We start from the raw sequence: 18,893 nt of genomic DNA, 5'->3' as shown, positions 1-18,893 counted from the left end.
TTCAAAAAGCCCTAAAGGGCTTACTACGAACTTAAGCACTGAAATACTTCGCCACAGGATGATAACAAATAATCGCACTGGTGGACTGTTCAGGGTATATTTGTTCAGACTCATCCATATACATATCAATGCGCTTAGTATCCAACAGATCTAACTGCACATATTGATCTAACATATTAGGACAAGCAGGATAACCAAAACTGTACCGTGAACCCTGATAGCGTTGTTTAAACATATCACGGATATTATCAGGCTCTAAATCGCCAAAACCTAACTCCCGTCGAATCCTTGCATGACACCATTCCGCCATGGCTTCCGCCGTTTGTACCGCCATACCATGATAATAGAGGTAATTGGTATATTCATCATTGGCAAACAGTTTTTGAGCGTATTCTGTGGCAATTTCGCCCACTGTCACCGCCTGCATGGGGAAAACATCGATAATACCCGAATCTTTAGAAGCGAAAAAGTCGGCAATACATAGTCTTTTACCAGACTTTTGGCGAGGAAATTCAAATTTGGCAATTTCTTCCTTCGCTTCAGGATTTTCAGGGTTATAAATATATAAAGTATTACCTTCCGATTGACAAGGGAAATAACCATAAATGAGGGTGGGATGTAATAAATTTTCCGCTTGAATTTTCGCTTTCCATTCATCCAAAATAGGATGTACTTTTTCCGCTAAAAACTCATTATATTCATCCCTTGGTTGCCCTTGGGGTTTACGGAATTGCCATTGCCCAGCAAACAAGGCTTGTAAATCTAAATACCAGAAAAGATCGTCAAAATCAAACTCATCGGGATACATAATTTTTGTACCCCAAAAAGGAGGAGTCGGACGTTCAATATTTACGTCCACTGCTTCACTTCTACGGGTATCAATTACCTGGTCTTTTTCTTCTTCTTTCTCTTTTTTATCCTCAGTTTTTACCTCCCCTGAATCATCAAAATTACGACCTTTAAAGAGATTATTTTCTTCTTCAAATTCTCCTAAAAATCCCTGTAAATTATCCCACTGACTGCTGTTTTTTGCAGGCATTAATTTGTCCATAAAATGTAAATCGGCAAAGGCATCTTTACCATAAACCACTTTACCGTTATAAGCATTTTGACAATCTTCATAAACAAATTTAGGAGTTAAGGCAGCCCCACCCAAGATGACGGGAACATTTATTCCCTCTTGGTTAAAGGTTTCTAAGTTATCTTTCATAAATGCCGTGGATTTTACTAATAAACCACTCATGGCGATACAATCTGCATTAGATTCTCGATACGCTTTAATGATATTTTCCACAGGTTGTTTAATACCAATATTAACCACTTTATAACCATTATTAGAAAGAATAATATCTACTAAATTTTTACCAATATCATGGACATCTCCCTTCACTGTGGCAATTAAAAATGTACCTTTACCACTGCCATCACTATCGGATTTATCCATAAAAGGTTCAAGAAAAGCTACGGCCGATTTCATGGTTTGGGCAGATTGTAAAACGAAAGGCAATTGCATTTGTCCACTACCAAATAACTCTCCCACAACTTTCATACCATCCAATAAAAAAACATTAATAATATCTAAAGGAGGATACTTTTCTAGGGCAATATTCAAAGCATCTTCTAAGCCAATTCTTTCCCCTTCAATAATATGTTGTTTTAATCTTTCTTCGATGGGTAAATCAGCCACATTTTTCTTATTACTTTTAGTGGTTTTACCCTGAAATAAGGTGGTTAATTCTCCTAAAGGATCATAAGTACAAATATCCCCATCAAATTTTCTATTATCGTAGATTAAATCCCGACAAATTTCTAAAGATTTTTCGTCAATCTTAGCTAATGGTAATATTTTATTAGGAGAAACGATCGCACCGTCCATCCCTACCTGCATCGCCTCATGGAGAAACACCGAGTTTAACACCTGACGGGCAGCAGGATTCAAACCAAAGGAGATATTAGAAACCCCCAACATAAAATGACATTCGGGGAAATCTGCATGGATGCGCGCAATAGATTCAATAGTCGCCTTACCATTTTCCCTGTCTTCCTCAATCCCAGTGGAAATGGGCAAAGCAAGGGTATCAAAAAAGATTTCATGGGCAGGGATACCAAACTTCAGCGCATCGTTATAGGCACGTTTAGCAATTTCATATTTTTTATCCGCCGTGCGCGCCATACCATCCTCATCGATAGTACCAATTACCACCCCAGCGCCATATTGCTTCGCCAATTCTAATACCTTAAAAAATCTTTCCTCTCCATCCTCATAGTTAGTGGAGTTTAGGATACATTTACCCCCCACCACCTTTAATCCTGCCTCCATTTTTTGCCATTCCGTGGAGTCTAGCATGAGGGGGAGGGTGATATTATTCACCAGACGGGAAGCCAATTCGTGCATATCTTTTTCCCCGTCACGCCCCACATAATCGACGTTGACATCAAGGATATGCGCCCCTTCTTTTACCTGACTTTTGGCAAGGGATACCAAACCATCCCAATCTTCGGCGTTGAGCATATCACGGCATTTTTTCGAGCCACTGGCGTTTAATCTTTCCCCCACAATTAAGAAAGAATTATCTTGCTGGTAGGGTTGAGTGCCATAAATAGACGCAGCGGAAGGCTCATAATTATAATGACGCTCTTTGGGTTTGAGGGTAGTGGCAATTTCCGCCAAGGCTTTGATATGATCAGGACGAGTACCACAACAACCACCAATAATTTGTACTCCCAAGTCTTCGATAAAGTGCATTAGGTGCATTCTTAACTCAATGGGAGATAGTTTGTAGTGTGCTTGTCCTCCGACGTTTTCAGGTAAACCTGCATTGGGTACACAGGAAACCACAAAGGGGGAATTTTCGCTTAAATACTTGATGTGAGGTTTCATCAAATCAGGGCCTGTGGCACAGTTTAGCCCCAATATATCGATGGGATAAGGCTCAAGAATGGCAAGGGCTGCGCTGATTTCTGTACCCACTAACATAGTACCCATGGTTTCCATGGTGACAGATACCATCAGGGGGAGTCTTTCTCCTTTTTCTTTGAATACTTCTTCGATGGCGTTGAGGGCGGCTTTTATTTGTAGTACGTCTTGACAGGTTTCCACTAACAGTAAGTCGGCACCACCATCGTATAACCCTTGAACTTGGGTGACGTAGGCATCTTTTAGGGTATCATAGTCGATGTGTCCGAGGGTGGGTAATTTTGTACCCGGGCCAATGCTTCCTGCCACGAAACGGGGTTTTTCGGGGGTGGAATATTCTTGGGCTACTCTTTTGGCGAGTACAGTGGCGGTTTTATTTAGATAATAGGATTGATCCGCAAGATCATATTCTGCTAATACTAGGGGTGTACCCCCAAAGGTGTCGGTTTCGATAACATCAGCCCCTGCTTCTAAAAAGCCCCTATGGACGATTTCCACGGCTTCGGGTTTGGTGTGGACTAAATATTCGTTACATCCTTCATATTCTGCCCCGCCAAAGTCTTCGGCGGTGAGGTTTTGCACTTGTAGGTTTGTACCCATAGCACCATCTAATACTAGCACGGGGCGATCTTTGCTATGGAGTCTTTCTAAGAATAGGCTTTTCATGGAGTAGTTATTTATATATGATTGCTTCTATAAGTTATGTATATTAACTACTTTAGCTTATTTAAGGGCTTAGAATGTCTGACAAAAATGGAATGTTAAAAATCATGAAAATATTTATTCTCTCTAAGCTCGAGTATTAAGATTACATACATAGGCTATTAATCAAATACAATTTATGAAAAAACCACCTCAGTTTATTTCTCAAATCATTCCCTCTGCTGTTACTGGTGGTTTAGCAACGTTAGTTATTGCAGTGACTGGTGGTAATTTATCACAAAGTATAGTCGGTTTTTTCGCTACAACTTCTGGAGGCTATATTTCTACTACTTTAATTAAGAAAGACGTAGATAAATTAGACGAAAAAAATCGGGAATTGAAAGAAGCATTTGGATTTAAACCACAACTGGATTATTTACAACAACAGCAAAAATTATTGACAACAAAAATTAATAATTTAAATGAGGAAAAAGAAGATTTAGAAACAAGAATTATTACCATTAAACAAGAACATTATAATTTAGAAGAGTTAGAAGCAAGAATTAAACAAAATAAAATATTAAAAATAAAAATTGATGAATCAACAGCAGAATTAAATAATATTAAAGAGCAAATAAAAGAAAGAGAAAATCAAAAAAATAATTTATCTTTAGTATCTAGTCAATTTTTGCAAAAACAAGCTGAATTAGATGATTTAAAGCAAAATATAGACAAATTAAGTAAAAGTAAAGAAAATTTAGAGATTGCCAAAGTCAACTATGAGGCTTTAAACCAAAAATATACCATCTTGGAAAAGGAACAGAATAAAATCTTACAAGAAATTGAGATTCTTAACAACACGAAAAAATTAATTCAAGAAAAAATTATTGAGCAGGAAAAGTACCAGATAAGATTAAATAATATTCAAGAAGAATTTGAACATAAAAAATATCGACTAAAAGAATTAAATAATCAAATAAATAATTTTAAGCAAAAAAAAGAAGATTTAGAGATATTTAATGTAAATTATAATGCTTTAAAAGAAGAATATAGCATTTTAGAAAATAAGCAAAATCAAATTTTAGATGATATTGACAATCTTAATCATCAAAAAGAGATAATTCAAAATAAAATTAATGAGAATGAAAAATATGAGATTAAATTAAATAACATAAAAGAAGAATTTGAACAAAAACAAAATGAATTAATAAACTTAAACCATAAGCTAGAAAATCTCAATCAAAAAACTGCTGAATTAGAAATTTTTAGAAGTAGCTATGATGCCCTAAAAAATGAATACGAAACCTTAGAAAATCAACAGCAAACTTTAGTTTTAGAAATTCCTCGTTTAGAATCAGAAAGAGATAGAATTTTACAAGAAATTCAAACGATTGAAACAAAGGCTCAACAGGCTGATATATTAAGAAGAGAATTAGATGAATTAGAGGCACAATTTAGAATTAAAAGGAATGATTTAGGTAGTTTAAAACGCAAAATAGAATATTTAGAAACAGAAAAAGAAAATTTAGAAAATGAAATTAAATGGAGAGAAATAGAGATACAAAGAAAAGAAGGTAAAATTAAAGAGTTACAAAAGGAAATTAAAAGATTGAAAGAGGATTTAGAGGAGATAAAAAATAGTGTTGATTATGCTTTCCAAGCCTTAAAGATTCCCGTAGAAGTTAAAGCACAAATAGAAAAATATTTTGAGAGTGAATCTGATTTCTTAAATCAATTGAAGAGTTATTTAAAAGCAAAAGGCTTAACTTTTTCTGATAGGGTTATTAATGCTTTTCACACTTCTTTAAAGGTGCAAGATATTTCTGCTTTAGTAATTTTAGCCGGGATTAGTGGCACGGGAAAAAGTGAGTTACCCCAAGCCTATGGTGAGTTTATTGGTGCACCTTTGGTGATGTTACCTGTGCAACCCCGTTGGGATTCTCCCCAAGACTTACAAGGGTTTTTTAACTATATTGAAAAGAAATATAAACCTACTGAGTTAATGCGTTATCTCTATCAACATGAAAGGCAAAATGACTTAAAAAATCGCATGGTTTTAGTATTGCTTGATGAGATGAATTTAGCAAGGGTTGAATATTATTTTAGTGATTTTTTATCTAAGTTAGAAAGCAGAAGAAATGACGATACTTTTTTAGAAATTGAGGCAGGTAGTTTAAAGTTATCAAAGGAAGACAAAAGGGTAAAAATTCCCGATCAATTTTTGTTTGTAGGCACAATGAATGAGGATGAAACCACTCAGTCTTTATCAGATAAAGTGTTAGATAGGGCAAATGTATTAACTTTTGGCAAACCTCCCGAATTGAAGTTAAGGGGAGTTAAACGGAAGGTTGACATTCCTAAAGAATACTTGTCTTGGGAAACTTTTAACAGTTGGTGTCAACAACCCCAAGAGGGTAGCAGTGTTTTAGAGAGTGTCAAAGACTATGTTAATCGAGTTAATAACATTATGGAGGCTTTGGGAAGACCTTTTGCCCATCGAGTTTATCAGGCGATCGCAAAGTATGTGGTAAACTATCCGAATGCTCTACAAGACGATAATATCAGAAAAAAAGCTATCTCAGATCAATTTGGACAAAAATTGTTACCGAAGTTAAGGGGTTTGATGGTAGAGGATAGCAATGTTAAACCCCAGTTAGAGGAGTTGAAAAGAATCATTGATGAATTGGGGGATGAGTCTTTAAAACAGGCTTTTGAGGTGGCACGAAATGGGCAATATGGGCAGTTTCAATGGAAGGGGATGGTTTATCAGGAAACAAGTAACGATTAGGTGATTCTCAATAATCAATATACCACAATGATCCCCCCTAGCCCCCCTTAACAAAGGAGGAATTATTAACTATTTACCATCAACTATTCACGATAGGAAATGTTTTATTATCCGAGTATTGCTGATTATTTAGACAATAAATTTAACTCGTTTAACTCAGAGTCTATTGTCACCTTAAAAAGTAAAAATCGCCCTTTTCTCAAATTAGCCGATGATGAAGATTTACAACATCAATATCATTTCTTAATGGAAAGAGATAAAGGATTATATGAAATTGGATTTCCCTTGATACAAGTTGCTGATTTTGAGACTAATAATAATTTAACTCAATTAATTAATATTCAAACTAAACAAGGAGAAGTAATTAAATTTTACCTTGAAGATGAGGTATTAGACGAGACACAATTAACCAATGATGAGGATTTAGCTAAAAATTTACTAAAAGAGTTAGGACAAAAGTGCGATCGCACCACAGCAGAAAGCATCAGCCTTTTTATTGGATTATTTCACAGTTTAACTAACCATCATCAAAACAAAAAAACTACTCCTTTAAATATTGAAAAAAGTTTAGAAAAATTAAGTCAAGAAGATGCCCGTTTACCCCTTATTTTAGCACTCAATAAACGCTATGAACTAAGACATAAATTAGAATTAATTGCTCCTAAATTACGCTCTCAACTTAATCGTGTAGCGGAGATGATGCCTTTAGGACATATTCAAGAAATGGATGCCTATTGTTTAAGAGATTATGTACGTCGCCCGGGGCAAGATGCGATCGAAAAAGCAGGAGCAAGACAAGAATTAATGGGCATTAAACGCTATCAAAACTATAATACCCCAGAAAATCGATTTTTAAAAGGATTTTGCGATTTATTACATTTAGAATGTCAAGACTATCGCAGTGATTATGAAGAAGCTAAATCATTATATATAGCAATAGAGCGTTTTCGTCAAGAGCCAAGTGTCAAAACAATTCCTCGTACAACAATATTTACAGGAAAGCCCAACTATGTTTTACAACAAAATCCCATTTATCGAAGTTTTTATCAAGCCTATCAAGACTACTTAAAAAGACGCACAGAGAAAGAAAAATTTTGGGGATTTCGTCAAGCCTTATTAGTGGATGTTGTCAAAATTTTATGGTTAGAAGCCTTATTAAAATTAGAAGGAAGTTATCTTGATTGTCAAACAAAAATAGAAATTTTAGACATACCCAAAGAAGGCAAATATTTAAAAGATAACCAACAATTTAAGATATTATGCCTATTAAACAAATCAGCATTTATTTTCAATCTTCAACAACATACTAATAACATAACAAAAGGAGATTTTCAGTTAAATATCACCATACAAAGAATAACAGACAGAGAGCCAGAATTTTCTAATTATCAATGGTTAATATGGGTATTTTGGTATCAACCAGAAGCAGAAATCTTAAAGAAGATAAAAGAAAAATCTAAAGATAAGTTGCCTATTTGTTTTTATCTTTATCCCTCCCCAGAATCATCAGAAAAAGAAACAGAAGAAATTATAGAGAGTAAGATTAATCTTATCAAAATATCTCATCCTTTAAAAGAAAATTTAGAAACAGGAGTCAAGCTAATTATAGAAAACATTTGTTATTGGTTAGCAGAATGGCAATAGAGGTTTGTAGTTAGGGATTTATCCCTTCTATCCTTTATGAATTAACGCAAAAATCATCATTCTAAATTAATTAAACACTATGAATTTACCCTTAGAGATAATCAATCAAATAACGGAAAAACCTATAAGTTTTATTAACACAAGAAACCAATTAAACTTACCTCATTATCAAGGTAACTTCCCCTTTCGAGTGAAACAAAAAGAAGCCATTGAATTAGGATTATCGAATTTTCCTCTAGTCATCATTGCAGGAAATCCAGCTAGTGGAAAAACAGAAATAGCCAAAGCTATTCTTGACACGGCTATAAAAAATCAAAACTCAACCTTAATTATTTCTCCCCATCAAAGTAGTTTAAATCAATATCAAAATCTTAGTCTTAAACCATTACAGATAAATCAGGAAATAAAATATTATGAAATAGTCAAAAACTGGTTAAAATCAAAAATACAAAATCCAGAAATAAACTTCACTCCTCCTTATCTTTTACCCGATACTATCTTTGATAATTTAGAAATTAACATCCAAAAATTGTCAAAGTTAATAACAGAAACAAATCAAGAGAAATTGAGAAAAAGGATTAAGCAAAAATTTCCGCAAATCTCCGATAACAGATGTATGTTATTAATGGCAAAAATCAAAAAATTTTCTCACCTCCTAACTCAAAGAGAATATCTAAAACAAAACTATCAAAATCTTGCCGATAACGACTTAGAAGAATTAACCCAATTAACTATTAATACTGTCAATTTTCCTCACACCTGTTTAGTGAGTGATATTGATTTAATTCCCGACAAAATTTTTGATGTAGTCATTATTGAAGATAGTCATTTATTGACTCAAAATGTAATTGAAAGAATAGCAAAGAATAGTCAAAAATTAATCTTATTGGGAGAATTAGACAAAGATAATGATAATTTTTTGAAAAGACTATTTTATAATTTATCTCCTGCTTATCGTCTGGAAATAAAAGAAAACCATCGCTTAACTATCGACTTAGCCAGAAAAATTTTTCCCTTGTTTTACAATGACTATCCTTATACCCCCGTTTCTCATTCATTAAACACCCCCAGAAAGACAGACAATCTACCTGTGTTACTAGAAAAAAACTGTTTAATCTGGCATGATATTGTCAATTTTCAACAAATGATTATCGTCTTAAAACAATATTTACTAGAAAATAAGGATTATCAAATACTAACCTTTTCGGAAAATACATCTACTCTCATTCAACAACTATTAGACTCTAATTCAAACAATCAGATAATAAAATCTATCTCTAACTGGTATGGGGAAGAAACAGAAAATTTACTAATCGTCGTTGATAAAAATAATCAAGATAATCCTACCTTAACAGAATTAAAACTAGCCTTAACTAGGGCAAAATATTCCATCACAATTTTAGGAGATAAAACCCACTATGAAAATTCAAACTTAAACATCTTACTGCAAGATAATACCATAACGATTAAACGAGATCTAGCCTTAACATCAGCAACTATTTAACTCATAATAATCTGTCTCCGTAAAACAGGCATCTTGCCTATATACTTGTTTAATTTTTCTATCTTTCTGTTTGATTTTTAACACAATATTATATTAATTTTGAGGTGAAAACATGGAAATATATTGGCACATTAAAGGTAAATATCAGAAAATAGCAAAGGATGGAGAAATCAGAAAAGCAACTCCATTAAAAACTATCATTAATGATATTCAAGCCATCGCCACTCAACAAAAAATATCTAATGTATCGACTATTAATAAATCTTTTGGCTTAAATTTCCTTCCTCCCAGTATAGTTAATAATTTATTAGAAAAAAATCTAGGTAAATCGGCAATCTTAATCAATCAGAAAATTAAACCATCACTAGAATCAAGTCGTAATTTTCAACCGAAAGAATTTGACTATCAATTTATCCCTGAAGAATCGGAAGGAATTGATACCTTAATTTTGGCTTCAGATAATCAGCAAATTCCAGTCAACTTAATTTATGTATGTGAGGGGGTTTATCAACTTAAGTTATCAGAAAATCAGAATAATCCAATTATCAAGCAAAAAAGAGAAAATGCTTTTTATGAACTTAATCTTATCATCCAAGAGCAACCCCTAACAATTATTGATAAATTTCTCCAAAATCCTGATACCGAAAATTGTGTTATTTCTCTCTATGATGACTGTATAGTTTTATTAAAAATAGAAGATTTACATATGAATTTACAGGAAGCTATCACGATTCTTAAAAATAATTCTTCTTTGACTTCTGAGAATTTATTAGTAAAGACTTATCGACAAAAATATTTAACTTTATCTCCTATTAATTTAATTTCGTCTTTATCAGATAATATAATGATGACTGACGATAATCAGATAACAATAAATAAAGGAAAACATCGAGAATTGCTTTATGATTTAATTGAAAAAGCTGAGAAATTTTTATTAATTAGTAGTTATCGTCTTGAAGATAAAGATATTATTAATCTAATTGTTAATAAAGCCTCTAGTTTACCTTTAGGAATTTGGATTTTGACGGATTTTAACGATGAGGTGATAAAAACAGTTGATGAAAATGTAGAAGATAAAGAGGATTATTTAGAATATGGCTCATCTAATGAAAAGAAAACACAATGCTTACAATTATTAGCAGAAAAAGGAATTGGTTTTCGTAGTGGCTATTTTCACCTTAAAACTTATATTAGCGAAAAATCAGCTTATTTGGGTTCGTGTAATTTAACGGGAGGTAGTTTAAGCAGAAATATTGAGACAGGAATCTTGTTTTCTCATTCCCCTGAATATCAATGTTTAATTAATTATTTTAACTACCTTTGGGAAAATAAAAGTAAGGCACAATTTGTGCCGAAGATGGGAGAATTTCAAATACAAAACTTAACACCTAAAAATATTAGTATTGATTTCGATAGTTGTTTTCTCAATTCTTATCAATATGAAGAAGATTTAACTCTTAGTTTGCAACAATTTAGGGAAAATCCTCGCAGCAAAATTATTATTTATACTCGTAATTTTAAACCCAATGGAATACAAGCTAATTTGTTAAAAAGTCTATCTTGTGAAATTTACTATGGCAATTTTAATGGTAGTGATTTACCGGCGAAAAAAATTCCTTTTCTGCATGGTAAGGTTGTGATTCTTAGCAATGAAGTTGCCTATATTAGTAGTCAAGATTTCACTTTTACTCATTATGGTCTTCATGATTTAACCTATAAAATTACTAATTTAAAACTAATAGAAACTATTAAACAACAATTACATCATTTATACTAATTTTCAATAATTTATAAAAATATTTATTCCCCTTCGCTTTTTTTAATAAAGATAAAATACTATCTAAACCACCTTAATAAAAATATGATATTTAAAAGCTAATGTAAAGTTAAAATGACATTTTTTTAGTTCAATTTATTGAACGTTATCTATTAGCTTTGTCAATTTATTGCAAAGCAGTTTATAAGTTGAAATTATTATTAAAATTAATGGTAAAGATTATGAGTAAATTTTTTAACCTTGAATCCTATATAGAATATTGTCAATACGCCCAAATTTTTGTAGAAAATATTAATCTTAATCACAAAAATAAGCAAGATTTACTATTAGAATATAAACATTTTATTGACAGAAATAAAAATATTGAGTTTTTAGAGTTTCCTTTTTTACCTTCTTTGTTGCCTTCACAATTAACACCTAGTCATCAATCAAGAATATCTAAGGAAAAGTTAGGTTTTTTTATTGAAGATAATCGGGAGGAAGAAATTTTTATTATTCCCCCTATTAATGCTTTTGGTTTAAGTTTATTAAGGGCATCTTATCTATTTTCACCTGTTTTTTACTATTGGAATTTTGTTGATGATATTATTAAATTTGATAATCTGGATAAGCCTTTGATTATTTATAATTTAGATGATTTTACCCCTTCTCAAATTATTCCTTTAACTTCTGAATCTCATCCAAAAAGCAACTATTCTATTCCTATCATTGATACTCGTAATCTCGACAATTATCAATATTTAAAATTGTCTTTTATGTATGAGGAGAGGTGCGATCCCGAAGGGATATGCTACGTAGCACGTATCTTTTCCAGAATAGCACAAAATATTCTAAAACAACTAAAATTAGATATTACTCTGAAAAAAGATTTAATTAAATATCTTCAGAAAATTAATATTTTTAAACTAATCAACTCTCAACAGGATAATAATATCACATCTTTCCCTATCATAATTTACTTGGGAGAAAAATTTTATCATTATCATCTTAACGGAGAGGAAATTAAAGAAATTATCAGTAAAGAATTACCTTTACAAGAATTAAATAAGATTATCGAAAATAATCAAGATAAGTATAACTTTTTAGTGATTAGTAGCTATGATTTACCATTAGTTAATACTTCATTGTCAAGTTATGGAATAAGCGTTAAAACTGATAATTTTAAAAAATTTAAAGATATTTGGTTAGAGGCAAAAAATCAAGAATTTCCTCTTTATGGGCAACATTTAGACAAAATTAGCTTTTTTGTGGCAGGAGAAGAAAAAAATCAAGAGATAGAAATTAGTTTACCTGAAAAAATTTGCTATCAGGGGGAAAAAGAGGAAAAAATCTATGGGGAATATTATAGTAAGAATAATCAAGAATTTAGACAAGAGTTTACTATGTCAAATTCTTCTGTTTATTTACCTTTTACTATTAATGGAGAATACTTAATTGATGAACAAACATCAAAAAAGATAATCTATAAAATTGAGAATCAATATTACGATGGAAATAAAGATAAGAATTTATTGATAAAAATATGTTTTATTCTTCAACCTGGTAAACCACCAAAATTAGAAGTTATTGATCAATATAATCGTGTTTTAAATTCCTTTTTAGAAAATAAACCAGAATTAGATAATTTAGTTTGTATATCTACTAAAAATATGAGTGAATTTACTCGAAACAATTTATCCAATGCGGGGCTAGATAAAATATCGGAAAATTATTTATATTTTGAACAAATATTATTAAATATAAAAGAGAAACTAAGCAATATTAAATCAGCTAACTATAATAGTTCTTATTTTATTAGGAATGCTCAAGAAATAAGAAAGTTAAGATTAGATGCAAATAACAATTTTCCTCCTATTTTAAATTCTATTCCAATAAACAGTGAAAAGCATCTGAATCAAATATTGAATATCTATTTCGATTTAGAAGATGTAATTAATAAAAATTTAAGTAGATTAAGAGGAAGAATACCTCATAGTATTAGAGGAGAAAATGCACTATCAATAAATAATGTTTATCTGGATATTCTATTATTTTTAGGCAAAAGTTATGGTTTAACTCAAAATATGTCTTTAAATTATCTTTTTGACTCTAATATACTAAATTTAAATAATGTCAAAAGTTTTAAAGAACACTTACAAAATATGGCGAGACTAGCTTGTGTTTTAAATAGACAAAAACAGTATTTTAATTTATTTTCAAATTATTCTCAAAAGGAAGATAAAGAGTTTTATAAAATAGAAGCCTATTTATGGGGATATGCAAGAATTTTACTATGGTATCTTAACTTTGAAGAAGCCAATAAATGGTTAAATTATAAACAACATTTTTCTGATATTATCCACTATTGTTTAACTCTAAATTATGAAGAAAATAGAAATAAAGGTTATTTTCAAAACGCTTTAATTTGTTTAGTTTATCTATTAACATTTCGAGAGATTAATTATGATTTTGTGCTAGAAAATAGCCATCATTATGAGTTGGCAAAGCAACTGGTAAATAAACTAGAAAATTATCAAATTAGATCTAAATTGGTTAATCATGAAAATGATGGCAGTTTAAATGAGTTATTTGCCCGATTATTAGATGGTAATGCAACTGGTGATGATATTCCTAAACCTGGGGTTGATTGAAGAAATAGATATTTTCTACACATTCAAAAATCAAATAAATTACCGAAGATAAAAATTTAGGTTTTTAATAACCATTCATAAATAATACTAAATCGGATTAGTTAACCGAATCTAAACATTATTGATCGATCGCCCTTAAAACATCCTAGCCAACAAAAATCCCCAGACAGCTTAAAAAGTATGCCTGAGGAATAAAAAACTATCAAATCCAGAACTAGATTAAATTTGAGGCTCTAAACGAGCATAGAAAGAACCACGAATTTTAACTTCTTCAGGATCTTCAGCACCTAAATCAGTAGAGGAAGGCTGTTCACTTTCAAAAATTCCAGCAATTTCCCCAGTCTCAGCATCAACCTTGGTAATCTGTAAAGACATTTCACCTTTCATAATCTCAGCTTTCTTGATATTATTACGGGCATATTCAGATTTATCAGCGCCAGCAGGAAGAGCCACAGCATTATCGTAACCAATGGTTAAACCACGTCCTTTTGGATCGATGAAAGAAGCCCCACGATAGGAAGGCACTTTAAAATCACCTTTAAAATCAGTAGAACTGTTAACAGAAGTAAAACCTGGTTCTGTTTGAGCAGTTAATTGTTTAATGGTAAAGAAAAAAGGAACTTGATCTCCACCAGGTAATAAAAGAGTGATGATTTGGAAATCGATGCCATCAAACTCTTTGAAAGTTAAAACTCCTTCCTCATCAGCAACAATACTTCCTCTGATTTGTTCCAAACTGGTGGTATCTCTGGTTAATACTTTGGCTTGGATATATTCCGCCTCTTTTCTTTTATTAACAGGCTCTTCTTTAACAAAATATTCTTCAGGCTCTAAACACATATCAACCACTGCAAGGGGCTGATCAGGGCTAATATCAATAGAACCACGGGTAAATTCATTAATTTGAGGACATTTATTAGCTAGTCCAGTATTAACAATTTCATCATAGGTGATTGTGTTGGGATCGTATGCTTTTGCTTGTCCATCACTACAAGCGCCTAAAAACCCTAAGCATACAATCAAGAAAGCTACTAATAGGTTACGAAACCTCATGATTTGACCTCTCTTTCGATTTTTTCTAAATTTTTAATTTTAAATCTCGTATTTTACTTATGTTTGCTATTTTTTTCGATTGGCGTGGGAAAAAAACTAGCTTGTCTAAGTTTCATTAGATTTATCGTAATATACTTTACCAAATTAAGAGTCGTTATAGGAAACTTAAAATTTTGTAATAATAAGGAATAGGTAACGGGGAACGGGGAACAGGCAATAGTGATAATATTTTGGTGTCTAAATTTTTAACGTCATATTCCCTATGATTTTGATATTTAAAATTTCCCTAACACCTATCACCTAATAATTATCTTCCCATACCAACATAACGATAACCTAATTCCTCGATCGCCCTTTTATCAAGAAAATTACGCCCGTCAATAATCAAAGGTTGTTTCATTACCTTAGCCATCTTTTCAAAATCAAGATCCAAAAACTCTTGCCAATCGGTGACTAAAACAAGGGCATCACAACCATCAGCCAACATAGAAGCATCACTTTCAATAATGACCCCCGATAAACCATGACTAATACCCGTTTGAGAAACAATGGGATCATAGGCTTTTACCTTAGCCCCAAGGCGATTTAACTCCTCAATGATATTTAGGGCGGGAGCATCTCTCATGTCATCGGTATCAGGCTTAAAAGTTAAACCCAGCAAACCAACAACCTTCCCCTTCAAGATTTTTAACTCCTGTTGCAACTTCTCGATCGCCATTACCCGTTGCTTTTTATTGACATTAACCACCGCATTAAGTAATTCTGTACTATAACCATAATCTTCCGCCGTATGAATCAGGGCAGACACATCCTTAGGAAAACAAGAACCACCCCAACCAATTCCCGCCTGAAGGAATTTATCACCGATACGGGAATCTAAACCAATACCCTTAGCCACCTGAGTAACATCAGCACCCACACGATCGCACACATTGGCCACCTCATTAATAAAACTAATCTTAGTCGCTAAGAAAGCATTCGCCGCATACTTAATCATCTCCGCCGAACTCAAATCCGTTACCACAATAGGCACAGGGGGCAAAGATTTATTCTCCGAAAAATCACGGTTAACCAACGGTTGATATAACTCACTCATCATGGCGATCGCCCGATCACTAGAACCACCCAATACGATGCGATCGGGATTAAAAGTATCATACACCGCACTACCCTCACGCAAAAACTCAGGATTACTCACCACATCAAAACAGGCTTCCACCTCCTCAGTCATGGTAAAACCCTCCCCCTGAGTTACCCCCAACCTTTCCTTAAGTCCATCTAAGACAATCATTCGCACCCAATCCCCCGAACCAATCGGCACCGTAGATTTATTAACAATTACCTTATAACCACCCCTTAAATTAGCCCCAATGCCCTTAGCCACAGCCTCCACATAACGAGTATCACTTTCCCCCGTGGGTAAGGGCGGAGTACCCACCGCAATAAATAAAATCTCCCCATGGTTTACCCCTGCCCCCAAATCCGTAGAAAAAGAAAGCCTACCCGACTCCATGGAAGAGCGCATCAAATCCGACAACCCAGGCTCATAAATAGGAGATTGCCCCTGTTTCATTAAATTAACTTTATTCTCGTTATTGTCTATACAGATGACATCATGACCAATATGGGCTAAACATACCCCCGTAACCAAACCAACATAACCTGTACCAATAACACAAACTTTCATAATAAATTTATCTTTTCCAAAGGTTTTATATAATCGAAGTTAATACAAAAAAGCAGAAAATACCACCAAAAAATTAATAATGGATAATCAAAAACCATATTTCTCAGACTTTCAATTATCCACCATTCCTTATCTCTTAATTTCCCTCTCCCTTAATTCTTTGCCGAAAATCCTCAATGGTTAACTTTAACCCTTCCCTTAAAGGAATAGTTGGTTGCCAATTAAGATATTGTTTCGCCTTAGTAATATCAGGTTGACGCTGGAGAGGATCATCTTCAGGTAAAGGTTTATAAACCAATTCACTATCGGGTTTAACCATTTCTTGTATGGTTTTTGCCAATTCTAAAATAGTATATTCCCCCGGATTACCTAAGTTTACCGGCCCAATATAATCTCCCTCCATCAGCGCCATTAACCCCGCCACCAAATCAGACACATAACAAAAACTACGGGTTTGGCTACCATCACCATACACCGTCAAAGGAATACCCCGAATTGCCTGAGCCACAAAATTACTAACTACCCTACCATCTTTTTCTAACATTCTTGGCCCATAGGTGTTGAAAATACGAGCCACCCGAATATCAACCTTATGTTCCCGGTAATAATCAAAAGCTAAGGTTTCAGCTACCCTCTTTCCTTCATCGTAACAAGAACGAGGCCCAATACAATTGACATTGCCCCGATATTCTTCGGTTTGGGGATGTACGGTAGGATCTCCATACACTTCCGAGGTAGAAGCTAGTAAAAATCTTGCCTTAACCCTCTTAGCTAAACCTAACATATTCAATGTTCCCATCACATTGGTTTTTATGGTTTTGACAGGATTAAATTGATAGTGAACGGGAGAAGCTGGACAAGCGAGATGGTAAATTTGATCTACTTCTAGGCGGATAGGTTCGGTGATGTCATGGCGAATTAACTCGAAGTTATGATGGTCTAACCAATGATCTACGTTGGTTTTTTCCCCTGTGTAGAAGTTATCTAAGCATAAAACCTCATGACCTTGACTCATCAAACAGTCGATAAGGTGAGAGCCGATAAATCCCGCACCCCCTGTAACTAGAATTTTCATTATAATTATTTATAATAAGTTCAATTTGTTATATAATTTTACCCGTTGTGTTGATGTTTGCAAATTTTTATTTATAGTTTCTTTTTGTGTTCGTTTTATATTAATTAAATTGCAATTATATTTTATGAATTGGGATATTTTGAGTTTGACTTTTATTACGGTTTTTGTGGCTGAGATAGGTGATAAGAGTCAGTTAGCGGCGATCGCCCTTAGTGGTAGTTCAAAATCACCCCAAGCAGTTTTTTTAGGCTCCATTGCCGCCCTCATTCTCGCTAGTTTTTTAGGGGTAATCGTGGGAGTAGGAATCGGCGAATTTTTACCCGTTAAATTATTAAAAAGTTTAGCGGCCATCGGCTTTATCTTCCTCGCCCTAAGTAACCTCTGGCAAGACTAAAATTATAACCATTCAATCATGTTTAGCTATAATGACCATATATTTTAGCTATTCATAGTCTTTATTATCATGTCTAACCCAGAAACAAAACGCAGCGAACTAATTGATCGCTTAATTATTAACTATAAAACCACCGAAAATATCGGCAAACTAGAAAATATCGTCCTAGAATTAGAAACCCATCAAGTAAAAGGAATCATCTCAAAAGCAGGTTTATTAGGCAGAGAAAAACACGGTTTTTTATGGCAACAAATAGAAAGCATCGGCAAAGATAGCATTATCGTTCACTACGATCAAGAAATCGAAATTCAACTGGATGAATGGGGCGCCTTTCTCATCGGTGCCGAATTATGGTCAAACTCAGGAGACAAAGCAGGTAACATCATTGACTATACCCTTTCCACCGACACAGGAAAAGTCATTAACTATTTATTCAGCTCCAGTGGTTGGCAAGGTATCAAAAAAGGAGTCTATGCCCTAGCCCCCGACGATGTCATTGCCATTACCAACAAACGTATTATTGCCGACAATCAAGCCATAGAAAACGCCCCTCAATACAGTAAAGGACTAGGAGAAACCTTAGGCAAAGTTAAAGACTTTATTCAAGATGATTACGAAAAAACTTTAGCCGATTTAAAACTAAAAAATAAAGAAGAAAATTCTGACAAAAAAGAAGAATCTACCCCCATTACCATAGATAAAGAAACAGTTTAACAATGTAGCTCACTTAACTAATAATGGTAATTCTTTAGTATTTTTTTGTCTCCCCATCACCCCTACTC

Annotated in this window: 11 protein-coding genes; 7 read left to right on the top strand and 4 right to left on the bottom strand. The window is 33.2% G+C overall.

The features are described 5' to 3' along the window. Positions 1–31 precede the first annotated feature (31 nt). Positions 32–3,583 (bottom strand): methionine synthase, encoded by a 3,552-nt coding sequence (metH, locus tag IQ215_RS05125; RefSeq protein WP_193800241.1) that lies wholly within the window; start codon positions 3,581–3,583, stop codon positions 32–34. Positions 3,584–3,758: 175 nt separating this feature from the next. Between metH and IQ215_RS05120 the strand changes: the two genes are divergently transcribed. The 5 genes from IQ215_RS05120 to IQ215_RS05100 all read left to right on the top strand — a co-directional run bounded on the left by IQ215_RS05120 (position 3,759) and on the right by IQ215_RS05100 (position 13,902). Beyond that, entirely contained in the window at positions 3,759–6,347 is a 2,589-nt protein-coding gene (locus IQ215_RS05120) for an AAA family ATPase (protein ID WP_193800240.1), read from the top strand. 99 nt (positions 6,348–6,446) lie between these two features. After that, positions 6,447–7,991 (top strand): DUF2357 domain-containing protein, encoded by a 1,545-nt coding sequence (locus tag IQ215_RS05115; protein ID WP_193800239.1) that lies wholly within the window; start codon positions 6,447–6,449, stop codon positions 7,989–7,991. Between the two features lie 79 nt (positions 7,992–8,070). Next, the gene (locus tag IQ215_RS05110) at positions 8,071–9,495 is read left to right on the top strand and encodes a DEAD/DEAH box helicase family protein (protein ID WP_193800238.1); all 1,425 of its coding nucleotides are present in this window, start codon (positions 8,071–8,073) and stop codon (positions 9,493–9,495) included. 112 nt (positions 9,496–9,607) lie between these two features. Further along, a complete protein-coding gene (locus IQ215_RS05105) occupies positions 9,608–11,272 on the top strand; it encodes a phospholipase D family protein (RefSeq protein WP_193800237.1) in 1,665 nt (554 codons plus the stop codon). Between the two features lie 221 nt (positions 11,273–11,493). Further along, positions 11,494–13,902, top strand: a complete 2,409-nt coding sequence (locus IQ215_RS05100; protein ID WP_193800236.1) for a hypothetical protein — start codon at positions 11,494–11,496, stop codon at positions 13,900–13,902. 219 nt (positions 13,903–14,121) lie between these two features. Here the strand turns inward: IQ215_RS05100 and IQ215_RS05095 are convergent, their stop codons facing one another. From IQ215_RS05095 to IQ215_RS05085, 3 genes are all read right to left on the bottom strand, one after another. Beyond that, a complete protein-coding gene (locus tag IQ215_RS05095; RefSeq protein ID WP_193800235.1) occupies positions 14,122–14,955 on the bottom strand; it encodes a photosystem II manganese-stabilizing polypeptide in 834 nt (277 codons plus the stop codon). 307 nt (positions 14,956–15,262) lie between these two features. Next, positions 15,263–16,642, bottom strand: a complete 1,380-nt coding sequence (locus tag IQ215_RS05090) for a UDP-glucose dehydrogenase family protein (protein ID WP_193800234.1) — start codon at positions 16,640–16,642, stop codon at positions 15,263–15,265. Positions 16,643–16,778: 136 nt separating this feature from the next. Next, positions 16,779–17,717, bottom strand: a complete 939-nt coding sequence (locus IQ215_RS05085) for a UDP-glucuronic acid decarboxylase family protein (RefSeq protein WP_193800233.1) — start codon at positions 17,715–17,717, stop codon at positions 16,779–16,781. A gap of 124 nt (positions 17,718–17,841) precedes the next feature. On the opposite strand from IQ215_RS05085, the gene IQ215_RS05080 reads away from it, so the two are divergent. After that, complete coding sequence (locus IQ215_RS05080; RefSeq protein WP_193800232.1) at positions 17,842–18,111, top strand: TMEM165/GDT1 family protein; 270 nt, start codon at positions 17,842–17,844, stop codon at positions 18,109–18,111. Between the two features lie 69 nt (positions 18,112–18,180). After that, positions 18,181–18,825: a PRC-barrel domain-containing protein gene (locus IQ215_RS05075; RefSeq protein WP_193800231.1), complete on the top strand. Its 645-nt coding sequence runs from the start codon at positions 18,181–18,183 to the stop codon at positions 18,823–18,825. Positions 18,826–18,893: the final 68 nt, after the last annotated feature.

The organism is Cyanobacterium stanieri LEGE 03274, from assembly GCF_015207825.1.
In the GTDB taxonomy this organism is placed as follows: domain Bacteria; phylum Cyanobacteriota; class Cyanobacteriia; order Cyanobacteriales; family Cyanobacteriaceae; genus Cyanobacterium; species Cyanobacterium stanieri_B.
This window is presented reverse-complemented; position numbering and strand designations above follow the sequence as displayed.

What these genes read in the sequence shown, in the direction of transcription:
- metH (WP_193800241.1), bottom strand. Translation starts at nt 3,583, where the DNA reads ATGAAAAGCCTATTCTTAGAAAGACTCCATAGCAAAGATCGCCCCGTG.
- IQ215_RS05120 (WP_193800240.1), top strand. Translation starts at nt 3,759, where the DNA reads ATGAAAAAACCACCTCAGTTTATTTCTCAAATCATTCCCTCTGCTGTT.
- IQ215_RS05115 (WP_193800239.1), top strand. Translation starts at nt 6,447, where the DNA reads ATGTTTTATTATCCGAGTATTGCTGATTATTTAGACAATAAATTTAAC.
- IQ215_RS05110 (WP_193800238.1), top strand. Translation starts at nt 8,071, where the DNA reads ATGAATTTACCCTTAGAGATAATCAATCAAATAACGGAAAAACCTATA.
- IQ215_RS05105 (WP_193800237.1), top strand. Translation starts at nt 9,608, where the DNA reads ATGGAAATATATTGGCACATTAAAGGTAAATATCAGAAAATAGCAAAG.
- IQ215_RS05100 (WP_193800236.1), top strand. Translation starts at nt 11,494, where the DNA reads ATGAGTAAATTTTTTAACCTTGAATCCTATATAGAATATTGTCAATAC.
- IQ215_RS05095 (WP_193800235.1), bottom strand. Translation starts at nt 14,955, where the DNA reads ATGAGGTTTCGTAACCTATTAGTAGCTTTCTTGATTGTATGCTTAGGG.
- IQ215_RS05090 (WP_193800234.1), bottom strand. Translation starts at nt 16,642, where the DNA reads ATGAAAGTTTGTGTTATTGGTACAGGTTATGTTGGTTTGGTTACGGGG.
- IQ215_RS05085 (WP_193800233.1), bottom strand. Translation starts at nt 17,717, where the DNA reads ATGAAAATTCTAGTTACAGGGGGTGCGGGATTTATCGGCTCTCACCTT.
- IQ215_RS05080 (WP_193800232.1), top strand. Translation starts at nt 17,842, where the DNA reads ATGAATTGGGATATTTTGAGTTTGACTTTTATTACGGTTTTTGTGGCT.
- IQ215_RS05075 (WP_193800231.1), top strand. Translation starts at nt 18,181, where the DNA reads ATGTCTAACCCAGAAACAAAACGCAGCGAACTAATTGATCGCTTAATT.